Source organism: Halorubrum sp. ASP1 (assembly GCF_005435135.1).
GTDB classification, from domain to species: Archaea; Halobacteriota; Halobacteria; order Halobacteriales; family Haloferacaceae; genus Halorubrum; species Halorubrum tropicale.
Genome location: NZ_SGUA01000008.1, coordinates 83,787 through 98,030, shown reverse-complemented (window position 1 = coordinate 98,030; position 14,244 = coordinate 83,787). Strand labels below are relative to the sequence as shown.

10 protein-coding genes are annotated in these 14,244 nt (G+C 62.3%); all 10 read left to right on the top strand.

What is annotated here, in order from left to right:
* The first annotated feature begins 64 nt into the window (after positions 1-64).
* The 10 genes from EXE48_RS12845 to EXE48_RS12800 are packed head-to-tail and all read left to right on the top strand — an operon-like array spanning position 65 to position 14,015.
* On the top strand, positions 65-343 hold the full coding sequence (locus tag EXE48_RS12845; RefSeq protein ID WP_137711711.1) for a hypothetical protein: 279 nt from the start codon (positions 65-67) through the stop codon (positions 341-343).
* Between the two features lie 6 nt (positions 344-349).
* Complete coding sequence (locus EXE48_RS12840) at positions 350-769, top strand: DUF7985 family protein (RefSeq protein WP_008364408.1); 420 nt, start codon at positions 350-352, stop codon at positions 767-769.
* 27 nt (positions 770-796) lie between these two features.
* The gene (locus EXE48_RS12835; protein ID WP_199236387.1) at positions 797-2,530 is read left to right on the top strand and encodes a DUF8186 domain-containing protein; all 1,734 of its coding nucleotides are present in this window, start codon (positions 797-799) and stop codon (positions 2,528-2,530) included.
* Complete coding sequence (locus tag EXE48_RS12830) at positions 2,527-3,384, top strand: hypothetical protein (protein WP_193365823.1); 858 nt, start codon at positions 2,527-2,529, stop codon at positions 3,382-3,384. Before EXE48_RS12835 ends, EXE48_RS12830 begins: the two co-directional genes overlap by 4 nt.
* Before the next feature lie 2 nt (positions 3,385-3,386).
* Positions 3,387-4,448, top strand: coding sequence for a TrbL/VirB6 family protein (locus EXE48_RS12825; RefSeq protein WP_008364412.1), 1,062 nt, complete (start codon positions 3,387-3,389; stop codon positions 4,446-4,448).
* Positions 4,449-4,454: 6 nt separating this feature from the next.
* On the top strand, positions 4,455-5,576 hold the full coding sequence (locus tag EXE48_RS12820; protein WP_137711710.1) for a TraC-like domain-containing protein: 1,122 nt from the start codon (positions 4,455-4,457) through the stop codon (positions 5,574-5,576).
* The gene (locus tag EXE48_RS12815) at positions 5,560-7,794 is read left to right on the top strand and encodes a VirB4 family type IV secretion system protein (protein ID WP_199236386.1); all 2,235 of its coding nucleotides are present in this window, start codon (positions 5,560-5,562) and stop codon (positions 7,792-7,794) included. The genes EXE48_RS12820 and EXE48_RS12815 overlap by 17 nt, the downstream gene beginning before the upstream one ends.
* The gene (locus tag EXE48_RS12810) at positions 7,787-11,611 is read left to right on the top strand and encodes an ATP-binding protein (protein WP_137711708.1); all 3,825 of its coding nucleotides are present in this window, start codon (positions 7,787-7,789) and stop codon (positions 11,609-11,611) included. The genes EXE48_RS12815 and EXE48_RS12810 overlap by 8 nt, the downstream gene beginning before the upstream one ends.
* Entirely contained in the window at positions 11,608-12,492 is an 885-nt protein-coding gene (locus EXE48_RS12805) for a bifunctional DNA primase/polymerase (RefSeq protein WP_137711707.1), read from the top strand. The genes EXE48_RS12810 and EXE48_RS12805 overlap by 4 nt, the downstream gene beginning before the upstream one ends.
* Positions 12,489-14,015, top strand: coding sequence for a primase-associated protein (locus EXE48_RS12800; protein WP_137711706.1), 1,527 nt, complete (start codon positions 12,489-12,491; stop codon positions 14,013-14,015). Before EXE48_RS12805 ends, EXE48_RS12800 begins: the two co-directional genes overlap by 4 nt.
* Positions 14,016-14,244: the final 229 nt, after the last annotated feature.

Sequence of the window (14,244 nt, the reverse complement as noted above, 5' to 3'; positions counted from 1 at the left end):
TATCATCCAACTACCGCGCCAATATGTACCGTGACTCAACCGGTGCATACCCATACCCGCATGTATGATTACGAGGTCAGTCACCATCGAGGAGATCGATGACCTGTACCTGATGTGGAACGACCACATCAACGCTTCCGCCCTCTATCGTCGCGCCCTCCGCGAGGAAATGGAAGTCCGCGGTGTTGATCCCGATGAACTCCGCGACCTCCTCGAACGGGCCCGCGAGCAGGGCTACACGCTCGAAGAGATCGCAGAGGACACCAACCGCTTCGACGACCTCCAGTCGCTCGTCGAAGAGCAGCAGAACCAGCCGACGGCTGGAGACGCCACAGATGATTGACTCGCTATGTCACAGGATCAGACTCCCTCCGACCCTGAGCGTAGCGTCGAAAACCAGTCACCGCTGACCGGGAAGATCCCTCGGCAGGCAGCGCTCACCGTCGTCCTTCTGAGCCTGTTCGCTGTCCAGCCGGTCGCCGCCCAGAGTAACGCGGTCTGTAGCGCAGACAACCTCCCGAGTATGATTGAGGGGTTCTTCCAGCTGACCACCGCGCTGGGGATCGTCGGCCTCGCCATCGTCTGGCAGGCGGACTCCCTCATCGAGATGTTCACCCTCAATCCCGAGCAGAAGAAGGGCCTCAAGCGCCACAAACGGTCGGCGATGAAGTCCGCGGTCGTCCTCGTCGTCCTCGGCCCGCTGTACACCGTCGCCGGGTCGATGATGGGCCTCCCGCTGGCGCAGTGTGTCGACCTCGTCCCCTGGTAACCACCCCGCAGTCCCCGTGCGAGCCCTATGAACCATCGAGAGCTCTCCGTGCTCATGGCCGGCTTGCTCGTGACGAGTCTAGTCACGGGTATCGTCGCAGCCGACCCGCCACGACCGGGGACGGAGGGGAACGGGCTCACGGAAAACGAGTCGGCAACGCTGTGGTCACGTGATGCGGACAACTACATCAGCCAAGAAGAGTACCGCCAGCGCTACGGCGAGGACCGCTCCGCTGTCCATCAGGTCGCGAACGGGACGGACGTTACGTTCAAACGGCCGCCCGCGACAGCGGCGACGTGGACGCGGAACGACTTTGAGGACCTCAACGCCGGCGGCCCAGATACGTCCGTCCATCCACCGCACGCAGACCTCGAGGACGGCGTCTTCATCGAGGATGCTCACGCGACGATCTTCGCGGTCCAGCCCTCTACTCGTGGCCACCTCGAGTCCGGTGAGACCCCACTCTACATCGCACCGAATGGGACGATGCGCGGGTTCGTTGATTACCGCGTTCGCGTCCCCAACGGGAGTTCCTCCGGCAACACGACGATCTCGTGGTCGCTCACGGAGCACGAGATCGAAGAAGTCCGGTTGAAGAAGGACGGCGAGACCATCGCCGAGCGAGACGGGGCCCATACGCCTGCCATCGACTACCAGATCGAGGACGACTGGAGTGCGAATCTCACGTTAGAAGCGGAGATAAGCGTCCGGCTGAAGAAAACCGTCAGGACCGACCTGGGTGACCGGACGGACGTCGACGTTACCTATCGGACGGAATCACGCAACGTCTCCGATTCAATCGCCGTCGAGATCTACGACCTCTCGGCGTACCCCTACTACGCCGAGTATCCGAACGGCGACGCCGGCGTGGCCATCTTCCAGTCGCGGCCGTGGCAGGGGTACACGCTTACGGATGACGGTGAGGCACGGGTCCGTGGCATCTGGCGGTTCTACACCGCTCGGAACACCAACTGGGACACGCTCGTTCGGTCGAATCGCACAGATAGCGCCACCGTCGAGTCAGACGCGATTCCGGTGTACGTCCATGCCTATCCTTCGCGGATCGGGCCGCGTGCCGAGCCGGTTCGAGACGGGCCGGAACTCATCGAGACCTGGGGGACTGACCGCCCGTCACCAGTCGGCACCATCGGTGAGAACATCAATATCGACATCGTCAACCAGTCGTACACGACGACGTACGGCGTCGCCGTTCGAGCCGAGAACGTCGATCCAGAGTCGCTGCACGTTGCGGGCATCGTCCGGGGCGTGAATGCGTCAATCGTCGAGCCGGATGCCGGGTCCGAGCGACAGCTCCGCCGCAGTAATCTCACAGTCGAGGTCATCCAACAGAATCAGTCGCAAGCCACGCTCAGGGTCGAACTGCGGGACAATCAAACTGGTGCGCCGATTGCGCTCGACGATAGCCGTCAGTATCCAATCGGCGGCACCACTCGGAACGGGTACATCACGGTCGCGGATCAGCGCGTCGAGACCAACGCCTCGGGAGTGGCCATCGTGACCATCGACGAACCGGGCATCTACACGGTTCGGTACCATCCGGGCTCGTGGCTCGGTCACGACCCGGCGTACGTGAGCGATACCGCGACGGCCCGCTGGCACCCACTCGGGACGATCGACGGCTGGTTTGCACTGGTGTTCGAGGTCGGCTGGCAGCTCCTGCCGTTCTTCGTGATGTTCTACGCTGGCAAGCGCCTCCTGCGGATGCTCGGCCCAGAAGACATCTTCGGACAAAACCCATGACTCAGGACAATCCCCACCTCAGTAGACGGACCGCCCTCCGAACAGTTGCCGGCGCCGCTCTCGCGAGCGTGGCCGGCTGTCTGGATGGCAACGGAAGCACCGGTCCTAATGGTAGTTCAAGTCCAGGAGGCGGATCTGGTGTGTTCCGGCAGGTGACTGTCGAAGGAACAGAACTCATCGTCCAGTTCGATTCGGACTCGGAGTTCGACCAAATCAACCTCATCCAACCGGACGGCGAACTGTTCGGACAGCGGGAGGTCGCTGCAGGTTCCCAGCAAGTCTCATTTGACCTCGGCACAGCGTACGCTCCTGGCGAGTACGAAATAGTAGCCCTCAGCGGTGAGGAAACAGTCGGTGAAAGCTCGCATTCTGTCCAGCCAAACCTCGGGATCATCGAGATGGGCATCGGTAGAAACCAGCCTGAAGAGATGTGGGATGGACCAGAAAGCGAAATCGAAGAGGAGGCCTTCGTCACCCTCGAAAACCAGGGGACTGGCCCTGATGCAGTTACAAAATTGCTCTTCATTGGTGATGTCCCCTATCCGTCCGACGAAGAGGGGACGAACTATGTCGATGATGAAGACGTAAGCGGGATTTACGACCCGGAGTCCGACTCTGAGATTGAGCAGGTCATTATCGGCCCGGGGGAGCAAATTACGCTCTATAGTTCACGCTCGCCGTTCGCTTTCGTTCCTGGAGCAGGCACGTCTTGTTCGGAGGAGTCGAAGACTGGCGAGTTTGAACTAATACTCGAGACACGAGTTGGCGGGGACCGAGTCACCAAAACGTACAGTATCCAGTATTCAGGCTCTCAAGAAACCGATAACTGCGAAATTTCCATCAGTGAGGCTTAACCATGGTTGATCTAATCGACGTCGTCCTTGAGGGATTCAAAGAGGTCGTCGATTGGATTGTCGGCCTCTTCATGGACGGCCTGCGTTCCGGCTATGAGACCCTCACCGAGGAGATGTTCGGGACACCAACGCCGGAGACGGATGGTGCATTCGTCTTCGGAGAGCCCAGTAATGCTCCTTGGCCGTCAATTCAGGAGGCGCTTGTCGGTGGAGAGATCATGTTGATCTCGCTGCTGCTCCTCGTGATGTGCGTTCAGGGCCGTCACACAATCCGTATATTCAATATTGGAAGTGCATACGAGGCCAGGCGCACCAAGAAAACAGCTTGGGTCGGCGCGTTTCTGATTATCAGCTGGTACTGGGTCAGTATTCTTGGACTCTACATCGTGGACGGGTTCACTATCGCCCTGATGCCAAGTCTGGGTTCGCTGGGCGATGCGATGCTCAACTTGCTCGAAGTCTCAATCACAAACCCTGGGCTTTCACTCGTATTCGCACTGATTGGAGGACTCTCAATGTGGGCTTTGGAGGCACTCTACTACATTCGCGAAGTCTTGCTCTACGTCTACGTGTATGGGATGCCGATTGCGTTCGCGCTGGCCTACGGAAACGTCCCCGTGCTCTCGGATATCGCGATGGGGTTCAGTAAGAAATTCGTCCCGTTAGCGGTCCTGCCTCTACCTGCAGCGGTGGTGTTCAAAGGATACGACTTGCTGTACTCTCAGAACGCCATCGCTCCGAGTAGTCCGTTTTTGCGGTATCTAGTCGCGGCATCGCTCCCGCTGATCGCACTCTACCTAACCTGGAAGACGTTCAAATACGCAACCCCACTGACGGCGAAGGTTCTCGGTGGTGCGACGAAAGGAGCGGCCCTCGTCGGCGGTGTCGCCGCTGGGGCCTACATCGGCGGCGCCGGCGTCGCGACGACGGCGGCCCGATGGGGACCGAAGGCTGCAGCGGGACATGCTGTGGCGCAGAAAGCTGCAGCCCGTGGCGCGAACAGCGACGAAGACGGCGGGACGCCGTCCTACCGGCGGACCGAGAACGACCCTGGAGGTTACTAACAATCCATGTCCATCGACGAAGACGCAGCCGCACGGCGCATCATGGACCAGTTCGGTGAGGAGAGTCGCATCCCATACCTCAACATCGAGGAAGGCGACGTCGGCGTCCTGATCGCCTTCCCGATAGTCGGCCTGTTCATCGCCGGCCTCACCGGCATCGAATCACTCGCCCTGCCGTTCGTCGCAGGTGGCTTCGGGTTCGGCGTCGCGATCGTCTACGTCTCGCCCGACCACCTCAACGCGTGGACGTGGACGAAAGACGTCTATCGCTACGTCAAGCGCCCCCAGATCACGTTCAGTGCCCCGGAGGAGGCCGACAGTAGTACCAACGAGACAGAGCGCAACGAGGGCGGGCTCGCGAACTACACGCCGTTCAAGCCCGACGAGCGGACGCAGGACCTCACGAACATCGAACGGGCGTGGCCGGGCGCTGGCGCGATCCAGCGCGCGGACGGCACGATGGAGGCGTTCATCGAGATCGACCCCGGCAACATGGACTTCGCGATGTCCGACGACTGGGCACAGCTCCAGGACGCCGGCGAGGAGTTTGCCAACAAGGAACTGGACTCGAAGCTCAAACTCCACGCCACGACCCGCTCGTTCCCAGTCGAACAGATCACGGAGAACATCGAAGACCGCCTGAACGACGAGGACGTCAAAGAGAACCCCATCTTCCGGGAACTCCTCGAGGAGTATCGGGAGACGCGGCCGAAGGAGATGCGCGAACGGGGCATCCAGCAGATGCGGTACTACATCGGCGTCCAAGTCACCCCGCTGGAGGTCTATGACCGCTTCCGAGACGAGGGGACGCCGGCCGAGAAGCTGACGCAGTTCCCCGTCATCGGGTTCCTGTTCAACCCGTTCGTAACCCGCCGCGAGGATCTCACCGACGTCGAGCGCCGCGCACAGATGTTCGAGAAACTGGATAGCCGAGTCAACGACGTGCGGTCGGAGTTCATCCAGCAGGCGTCTGGCTGGTCCGCACGCCGGCTCAGCACGGTCGAGCTCTTCGTGTTGAATATGGACTTCTGGAACGGCCGCGAACACGAGTACGACGACGCAGAGAGCGTCGTTCGCGACCAACCCATCATCGGCCATTCGCGCCGGGAGGATGCCCACGATGCGTAACCTCGTCCTCCAGACGGGCAGCGGAGCCGTTGGCCAGCTCACTGAGTGGCTCACGAATCCGACCTCCGCTGAAGGGGCGGCCCTCTACATCCTGCTCGCGGTACTGGTCGGAATCGGCGGGAAACTCCTCTGGGACTGGTACACCGAAGACGACGAGGAAGAGGTCGAGTTCTCGGACCTCCTCGACGAGGAGACCATCGAACAGGGCGCGGCCGAACGCCAGCTCCTCGACGACATCGCCGAGTCACACAAGACGGTGACGGCGCCGGCGGCGATCGAGTGGGAGACGCGCGCGGCACGGGTCGGCGAGCAGTGGACGACGACGCTATACATCGCTGACTACCCGGACTACCCCAACGACGGCTACCTCTCCGAGCTCTTCGAGATGACTGACGTGCAGTTCGACCTGACGGCCCACATTACGCCGAAGAACCAGGAACGGGCGCGGAACGAACTGCAGGATATCGCTGACGACCTCCAGGTGGACGCTGACCTCGAACAGAGCGTGCGGAGTGCCTACCTACAGGAACGCGCCAACGAGGCCGCAGCGACGTACAAGGCCGTCGAGAACGGCGCGAACGTCTTCGACCAGGGGATGTTCATCACGGTCAGAGCCCACGAGAAGGAGGACCTCCGCGACGCCGTCCAGAAGGTCAAGAGCGCACTCCGCGACGATCCGGCGAACCTCACGCCGAAGACGGCGATCTGTCGCCAGGATCTCGCCCTCCAGTCCGCCGCGCCCATCGGCGACAACGAGTTCGGGCGGACATCGATTGCGCTCGGCGGCGCCGTCGGCGCCTTGCTGTCCTCGCCGCACAACGCGACGATTCTCGAGGAGGGTGGCGTCGAGTTTGGGATTCACAAGGACAACCAGAGCCCGGTCGTCATCGACCCGTTCGCGCGGGATAACGGGTACGCGATGTTCACCGTCGGCGACACGGGGTCGGGGAAGTCGTTCAGCTCGAAACAGAACTTCATCCGCTCCATCGAGCAGAGCAAGGACCGGATCGGCATCATCCTCGAGCCGTTGAACAACTGGGCGGGGGTCGCCGAAGCGCTCGATGCCAAACGCATCACGGTCGGCGGGACACTCGGGCTGAACCCCTTGGAGATTCGGGAGACGCCCGAGCACGTCCAGCGGGCGATGGGCGAGGACGCCAGCCCGTTCAACGAGAAGCTCGACGACGCGATGAGCTTCCTCACCAACTTCTTCGCCCTCCGCGGCATCTCGCTGGGCGACCGCCGGACGACACTCGAACTCGGGCTCAAGCGGGCGTACAAGCGAAACGGGATTACCGACGACATCTCGACGCACGGCAACCCGAGCCCGACGATTCAGGATATGATGGACGTCTTCGAGGACATGGTTGACGACCCCGAGGAGTTCGTCGTCCGGTCCGACGAGGAGGCGGGGAAGATCAAGGAAGACGCGACGTGGCTACTCGACCAGCTCCGCCCCTTCGAGGACGACGGTCGGCACGCCAACCTCGGCCAAGAGTCCGACTTCGACATTCGGGACGAGAAGGTTATCTACCTCGATCTCGCCCAGCAGGAGGGCAGCGTCGACAGCAGCACGGCGCTGACGATGCAGCTCCTGATCTCGCTGGTGTATGAGCGGGCGAAAGTCTCGGAGAAGGAGGTCGTGTTCTACATCGACGAGGCGCGCTACATCATGCAGGACGCCGCGAGCCTGGCGTTCCTCGAGACGGTGTTCCGCCACCACCGGCATCACGACCTCTCGATCCGGCTGGTCACGCAGACCGTCGACGAGTTCTTCGAGCACGCCGAGAGCGAGGCCATCCTGGACCAGTGTGCGGTCAAGCAGTTCCACCGCCTCGACGGGATGGACGAGGAGTGGGCCGACGAGTTCGGCCTGAATTACGCACAGATGCGGTTCGTCCAAGATGCCGTGCCGGGCAACGAGGACGCCGGCTTCTCCGAGGCGCTGGTGGGCGTCGACGGCGAGTGGCGCGGCATCCAGGTCAAAGCGATGCCCAAGGAGAAGCAGGTCATCGACTTCGACCCGACCTCCCAAGTTCGGGCCTCACTCCCCGGCGCCGGCGACGAAGCCGTCGATACCGAGATGGAGGAGTTCCAGGAAGAGCTCGAGCATCGAGCAACGAACGGAACGAACGAAACGAGCGAACTGAACGAGGAATCAGACGCCGTCGAAGCTGAGCCAGACGGCGGGTCAACGGAGGAGACCAACGATGGCTGAGTACTTGCGCGTCACGCCGACATCCGAGCGACTTGACCCGGAGAGCATCTCCCGCGTCCTCGACAGTCTCCACAAGCTGCCCACGCCCGGCTCGTCGGGCCTCGGGGCGAAGCTGAACCCGCTCCACAGTGAGACACCACCCCGATTCGAGTTCCTCGCGATCAGTGATGGCCCGGACGACCCGGTAGAGTTCTTCTACGGGGCCGATGCGCACCTCGATACGCTCGAGAAGCGCCTCCGTTCCATCTATCCAGCCACGTTCGACATCGAGCGCGTCGACGTCGACGTCGCTGCCCGGCTCATTCAGCCAGTCGAGTTCACACCGCAGGAATTCGTCGACCACTACGAGGCCGGGCGGCTGCAGTACGAGTTTGGCCCGGCAGAACAGTACGACATCGTCGACGAGGAATCAAGGGACTCCGAGTCAGCCGAAGCAGACCCCGTTGTCGACGGCGGTACGGCAGCCACGAGAGTCCCCGATCATCACGTGACTGTCGGGGACTCAGCCCTTGAACTAGCACCGCCCGATGCACTTCCAGACGACGAGGAAGAGCAACGGGCCATCGAGAAGCCGACGATGACACCAGCGGGAACGATTCTAGCTCGCCCGGCACAAAACGCTGTCTCGCCGCTCGGTGTCCGGTGGTGTGGCGCCGCGTCGCGGAAGCAGGACTGGATGACCTCGCTGACGCCGTTCACGACAGAGGAAACGAGCGGCGATCTCTCGTCCGTCGACGAGCCCGGCGCGGCGCTGGCGTCGCTGATCGACCATCTGATGGAGGCGAGGGCGCCGACCGCCTTCCAGGTGGTTTTCCAACGGCGTGCCAGCTGGCAGTCCGATGCGGAGGTGCGGAAAGAGGACCTCGTCGACGGCCGGGATACGTTCTTCCAGGAAGTCGTCGGTTCGTTGCTCGAGGTCGAGGAGCAGCGGAGCGACCAGGACGACCGGCAGCTCAGCGAGGCCGTCGAGAAGCGGATCGAGTACATCGACGCGAAGAACGCCAAACGGTCGTTCACGGTCAACATCCGGGCCGTCGGCGTCCCCACCGACGACACCCGCGACGACCTCGATGGCCGAATGGACTCGCTCCTCCCCGTGTTCGACCCGCTTGATGGGCCGTTCTACGAGGTCGAAGGGCAACGCCTCCGGGACAGCGGCTTCCGTGAGAAAACGAAGGAGAAGAAGGCACGGGCCGCTCTCCAGCGCCTCCTCAATCGCGAGTTGACGACGGGACGAGGGAAGACCCGCCCCGAGCTGGTCCTCTGTGGAACGGAACTCGCGAACTTCGTTCTCGTCCCCTCCTCCGAACAGCTGACCGTCGAAGGGACGCGGGGGACCAGAGCCGAACAGCAGAGTCGGAACCCGCTCCCGTGGCCCAATCCGGATCTGATCCAGCAGTTCCAGGACGGGATGGCCATCGGCTACGCGCTCGACGAAAACGGTGAGCCACGACCAGACCCCATCCGGATCCCGCCGGACTTGTTGCCAACGCATTACGGGCGGTTCGCGTCGACTGGTGGCGGGAAGTCGAAGGCCATCATCAACGACGCGCTCTCGCTCCGCGAGACGACGGGTGGCCCCGTCGTCCTCGTCGACCCGAAGGGGGACGGAATGTGTGAGAACTACCTGCGCTGCCACTACGAACGATTCGGTGGTTTGGACGACGTCTACCACTTCCGCGTCCCGGAGACGATTCCCGCGTTCTCGTTCTTCGACATCCGGCCCGCGCTCGAGGCTGGTCGTAACCGTGAGGACGCGATTCAGGACAAGGTCGACCATTTCCACGACATCCTCCGGATGATTATGGGCCGCGAGCAGTACGGGCAGGCGTTCGTCGCGAACGAGATCCTCAGCTACCTGATCAAGGCGCTGTTCGACGAGGAGTACGGGAGCGACGTGTTCGGCTTGGACGACCTCTTCGCCGCCGCGCTCCGGATGCAGCGCGACCAGACGATTCCCCCGGTCTCGGCGGACAACCAGAACATCGAGGAATCGCTGACGCGTCACTTCGCGAAGGACAACCACCAGTTCCAGGTGTCGATGGACGCCGTCGGGAACCGCCTCGACAAGCTCAAAGAGGACGCGCATCTCCGGCGGATCTTCAGCCACGTCCCCGAGCAGAACGACGCCGGCGAGTACGTCGACAACCGCTTCGACTTCCGCGAATTCCTCGATGAAGACGCGACCATCATCTTCGACCTCGGTGACCTCCGACCGGAGGCACAGCGAGCGATCACACTCCTGCTGTTGAGCAACCTCTGGGACGCCGTGCAGGTGCGCCGACGCGACGGCCAGACCGACTACGAGAAGCTCACGAACCTCATCATCGAGGAGGCGGCGCCGGTCGCGTCGACGAAGCTCGTCTCCGAGCAGCTACTGCCGCAGGGCCGATCGTTCGGGCTGAGTATGGGGCTCGTGATGCAGTTCCCTGAACAGGTGCGGAACCGGAACGAGCGGGCCTACGACGAGGTGCTGAACAACATCAAGACGAAGCTCATCGGGAACATCTCGATCGAACGCGACCTCGCGGAGTCGCTTGCCCACGAGGACCTCAGCCCGACCGAACTCCGCAACCGAATCAACACGCTCCCAAGTGGCGAGTGGATCGCCCAACTCCCTAGTCCATCGTTCGGCGAGACTGGTCCGCCGCCGTTTTCGCTGAAACCGCTCCCGATTGCGCCGGGGCATCCAGAAAGCGACCAGCCGCTCACAGAGCCCCAGGAAGACCATTTCGAGGCCGTGTCCCGGCCACGGATGGTCGAGCGAACACAAGCCCAGTACGGGCTGACAGAGCCGACTGAGTCGAGCACTTCCCCAGAGGAGACTGGCTGGGGGAGTTCGGGTGCCGAAACGACAGGCTCGACTGCCGACGGCGATGCAGCGACCGACCCGACGCAATCCGCGTTCATCAGCGAATCAACGACCGAGGACGCATCGACGTCGACCACCCAGCCCGCAACGGACAGCGACCCAGATGGAGACGAGGCAGCGATGAGCCCCCTGTTCGGACAGGTCACCGAAACGGACGAGGAGTCAGAAGATAACCAAGGAGCGCAACCGGAGAACGGGGCAACGCCCGTCCAAGAAAGCAGCGTACCCGTCCCCGATGACGAACTCCGACAACGCGGGCTCAGCCGTGACGACGTCCGGTTCCTGAATCGGGTACTCGACGTGATGAACCGGGAGGACGACGAGTACACGCTACTGGACAGGATGAGCCAGCTTCGGGACGAATACGACGACCTCCATGTGGAGCGGCTCACGGAGCAGGACCTCCTGGAAGCGGACTCCGCTGCCGGGCGCAAGTACTACACCGTCCTCCCCGACGGTCGAGACCTCCTGGGGAGAGAATTGAAGGCGGGACCAGGAGCGGGCGATCTCGGCGAGAAAACGCCACACAAGGTTGGTGTTCGGCTCCTCGAGCTGTGGCTCCAGCAGCGGGATGACATCGATCGCGTGGAACCGTACTACGAATCCGACGACGGCACGGTACTGGACGTGGCCGGCTTCGACGCGGACGGCGATCTCGTCTGGGTCGGCGAAGCAGAGCTCACGAGTAACAACCGGCACGCCCCGGTCGAGGATTACGACAAACTCAGCGCGGTGGACGCCGACGCGATCTGGGCCTTCAACAATCGCGAGACGGCGCTCGACGTCCTGGAGAGCCTTGCCGACGCCGATCGGATCGACGAGCGGATCAGCGGGCGGGCGGCACGGTCGTTCGCGACCATCAGAGACGCCGTCGACGAGTTCGATGCTGCGGGCCTGACCACCGTTCGGGGCTTCAAAAATCTCGATCAAGACCTCAACCAATGACCTGGCGACAGGCGACCCGCGAGGAGATTTACGCCTACTACGCCGAGGAGTTCCCCCGCTATCTGGACGACCTGCCGGAATTCATCACGGCGACCGGCCCGAAACAGTACGCCGTCGCCTTCCGCGAGCCCCACCCAGTTCGCAAAGACGAGGTGCCGGCCAAGGACTTCATCCGGCGGGATACGTGGCAAACAGATGCGTCGGGGGACCGAACGACACCCGAGTTCGACGACTTCGAGGATGTCGTCGAGTTCATTCGACACCCCGCTCGCAACGACCCGCTGGGCCGGAGCAAATTCGCGCTTGCTGATCCGGAGGTGCTGGAACAACCGGACCCACGGCCCGACGCCGTCTACTACGCGCTGGATCACTGGGAACGGCCGTGGGTCCTCCTCGTCGACATCGACGCCAAAGAGATCGCCCGAGACCGAGCGGACGAGATGGGTTCGGCGGACCTCGACGATCGGGACGACGATGCGCTCCTCGACGCTGCAGGTATCCTCGATGCCGCTCCCGAGGGGTATCCGTACGCCTTCGAAGACGTCGACCGCGCCATCGAGTACGGGTTCGAGGTGCGCGACATCTTTGAGGACGATTTCGACGCCGAGGAAACGATGGTCGTCTACAGCGGGCAGGGTGTCCACGTCTACCTACTGGATACCGATCCGGCGCACCGATACGACGAGCAGAGTCGCGAGGTGTTGAACGACCTTCTCCTCGAGACGTACGACATCCCGATCGACCCCGTCGTGACGGCCGACCGCCGGCGTGTCGCTCGTCTGCCCTACTCGCTGCACGCCGATGTCTGTAGCATCGTTCAACCCATCGAGAGCCCGATGTTCGACGTTCGGTCGGCGACACCCGAGGTGATCGACGAATGAGTCCGAGTACGCCCACCGACGACGAAGACATGGCGTATCGAGTTGCGGCACTCCCCCTGGAGTACGGTGAGACCCGTATCAACCAGCTGTTTACGCGTGGCTACAATCGATACGTCGTCGACGGCGAGGACCAACCCGAGGACCTCGTGAACGACGTCGAGCGGTTCGGGACGGCGGCGTTCAAAGAGCAGGTTCGTGCCGACGCCGCCGAGGAGCCGTTCGTCGACGAGCCGGGGACGCTCGCCGTGCTCGCGACGCTGAGTGCGATCTGTGTGAAAGAGCACCCGAAGTTCGAGCACGCGTCACCACGGAACATCCAGGTACTCTACGACATCCGAGAGCTGTACGTCAACAATCTCGCCTCCCTCATTCGGGCCCACGGCGATGGGTCGCTCCAACAGGACATCGCCGACGTACTGTACAGCAAGGAGCCCGGTGAAGATGGCCCACATCCGGGTCGGGTCTGTACGGGCATCACGGAGATGCCGGAGTTCGGGGATGGCCTGTACCTCGAAATCCCGATGGCGGCGGCGTCGCGCAAATGTCTCGTTCGAGCGGAGGGCGAGTCATCGACGGGGAGTGACGATGGCGGGGAGATACTGACGCGAGTGAAGGACAACAACCTGTACGTCCCGGTCGGTGATTTCGACAGCAAGTATCGGGACTACGCTGAGCGGGCGTTCAAGAAGCTCCTGCGGGTGCAAGAAGACGGACTCTCCGACGACCAGCTATCGTGGCTGACCACGAACGATTCGGCGATTACGGAGCGGATCGACCGCTTCCTCGAGACCGGCCATCACGAGCGAATCTGGCGGAACTGGGACCGTGGAGAACGGACGATTCGCGTCCTCCGGCGGGCCCTTAGTGACGCGCCCGATGACGTGGCGCAAAAGGGCGAGTTCCACACGGCGAAGGAGCTCTACCGAGCGGTCAAAGCGTACGACGCCGAGGACGAGTGGGAATCCTCTGTAACGGACTGGATATCGAGCCCGAGCAGTCTCGCGAAGACGCTGGCCGACCACGAGTCCCACTCGGCCGTCACCATCGACCGCGACGGGCGCGTCAATACGTACCGAATCGGACGAGCCGGAACCGGCGCCGAACAGATCGAGGTCCGGGAGATCGAGGACCTCTTCGAACTTCCCTGTATGGCGAATATGGAGGAGCGACTACACGAGAAGAAGCCCGTCCGAAAGGACCTCTACAACTTCGCGCGGATGGTGATGTGGCTCCCGCAGTACCAAGACAGCAGCCTCGACGAGATCGTCGCGGACCTCAAGGACGTCTTCTCCCGGTGGCCGTGGTACGACGAGCAGGAGACTGAGTACCAGGTCCGCTACGAGTTCTCGAACACCATCGACGGCGACACCCCGTTGCCGATGAACTGCGATAACGACGATCTACAGCGCTACTGTATCGGCCAGGACCAGTGTCCCTACTCGATCTGGGGCAGCCTCCCGTTCCCGGATGAGATGTACGAGCAAGTGGACGAGCAGTCCGTCGGTCCCGCTGAGCAATTCTAAATCATAGTCTTCCCTCAGATTGTCGAGAATTGTTTGCAGACCAAGGACACCCCCTTCTGAATCCTCGTCGAGCAATTTTCAGCGTCTAACACGGCCAGAGTCGAGAGAATCGGGGGTGATCCACAATTCGAAGTACCGAGACGGATAACCTCGAGGAGCTCAGAATAGGTGAAGCAGTAACCCCAAAGAAGTCGGATATCGCCGATATCACCTTTGTTACCCCGCCGTC

Bases quoted from the DNA above. Each gene is read 5' to 3' on its own strand.
- EXE48_RS12810 (WP_137711708.1), top strand. From the start codon at position 7,787: ATGGCTGAGTACTTGCGCGTCACGCCGACATCCGAGCGACTTGACCCG.
- EXE48_RS12830 (WP_193365823.1), top strand. From the start codon at position 2,527: ATGACTCAGGACAATCCCCACCTCAGTAGACGGACCGCCCTCCGAACA.
- EXE48_RS12835 (WP_199236387.1), top strand. From the start codon at position 797: ATGAACCATCGAGAGCTCTCCGTGCTCATGGCCGGCTTGCTCGTGACG.
- EXE48_RS12825 (WP_008364412.1), top strand. From the start codon at position 3,387: ATGGTTGATCTAATCGACGTCGTCCTTGAGGGATTCAAAGAGGTCGTC.
- EXE48_RS12840 (WP_008364408.1), top strand. From the start codon at position 350: ATGTCACAGGATCAGACTCCCTCCGACCCTGAGCGTAGCGTCGAAAAC.
- EXE48_RS12805 (WP_137711707.1), top strand. From the start codon at position 11,608: ATGACCTGGCGACAGGCGACCCGCGAGGAGATTTACGCCTACTACGCC.
- EXE48_RS12800 (WP_137711706.1), top strand. From the start codon at position 12,489: ATGAGTCCGAGTACGCCCACCGACGACGAAGACATGGCGTATCGAGTT.
- EXE48_RS12820 (WP_137711710.1), top strand. From the start codon at position 4,455: ATGTCCATCGACGAAGACGCAGCCGCACGGCGCATCATGGACCAGTTC.
- EXE48_RS12815 (WP_199236386.1), top strand. From the start codon at position 5,560: ATGCCCACGATGCGTAACCTCGTCCTCCAGACGGGCAGCGGAGCCGTT.
- EXE48_RS12845 (WP_137711711.1), top strand. From the start codon at position 65: ATGATTACGAGGTCAGTCACCATCGAGGAGATCGATGACCTGTACCTG.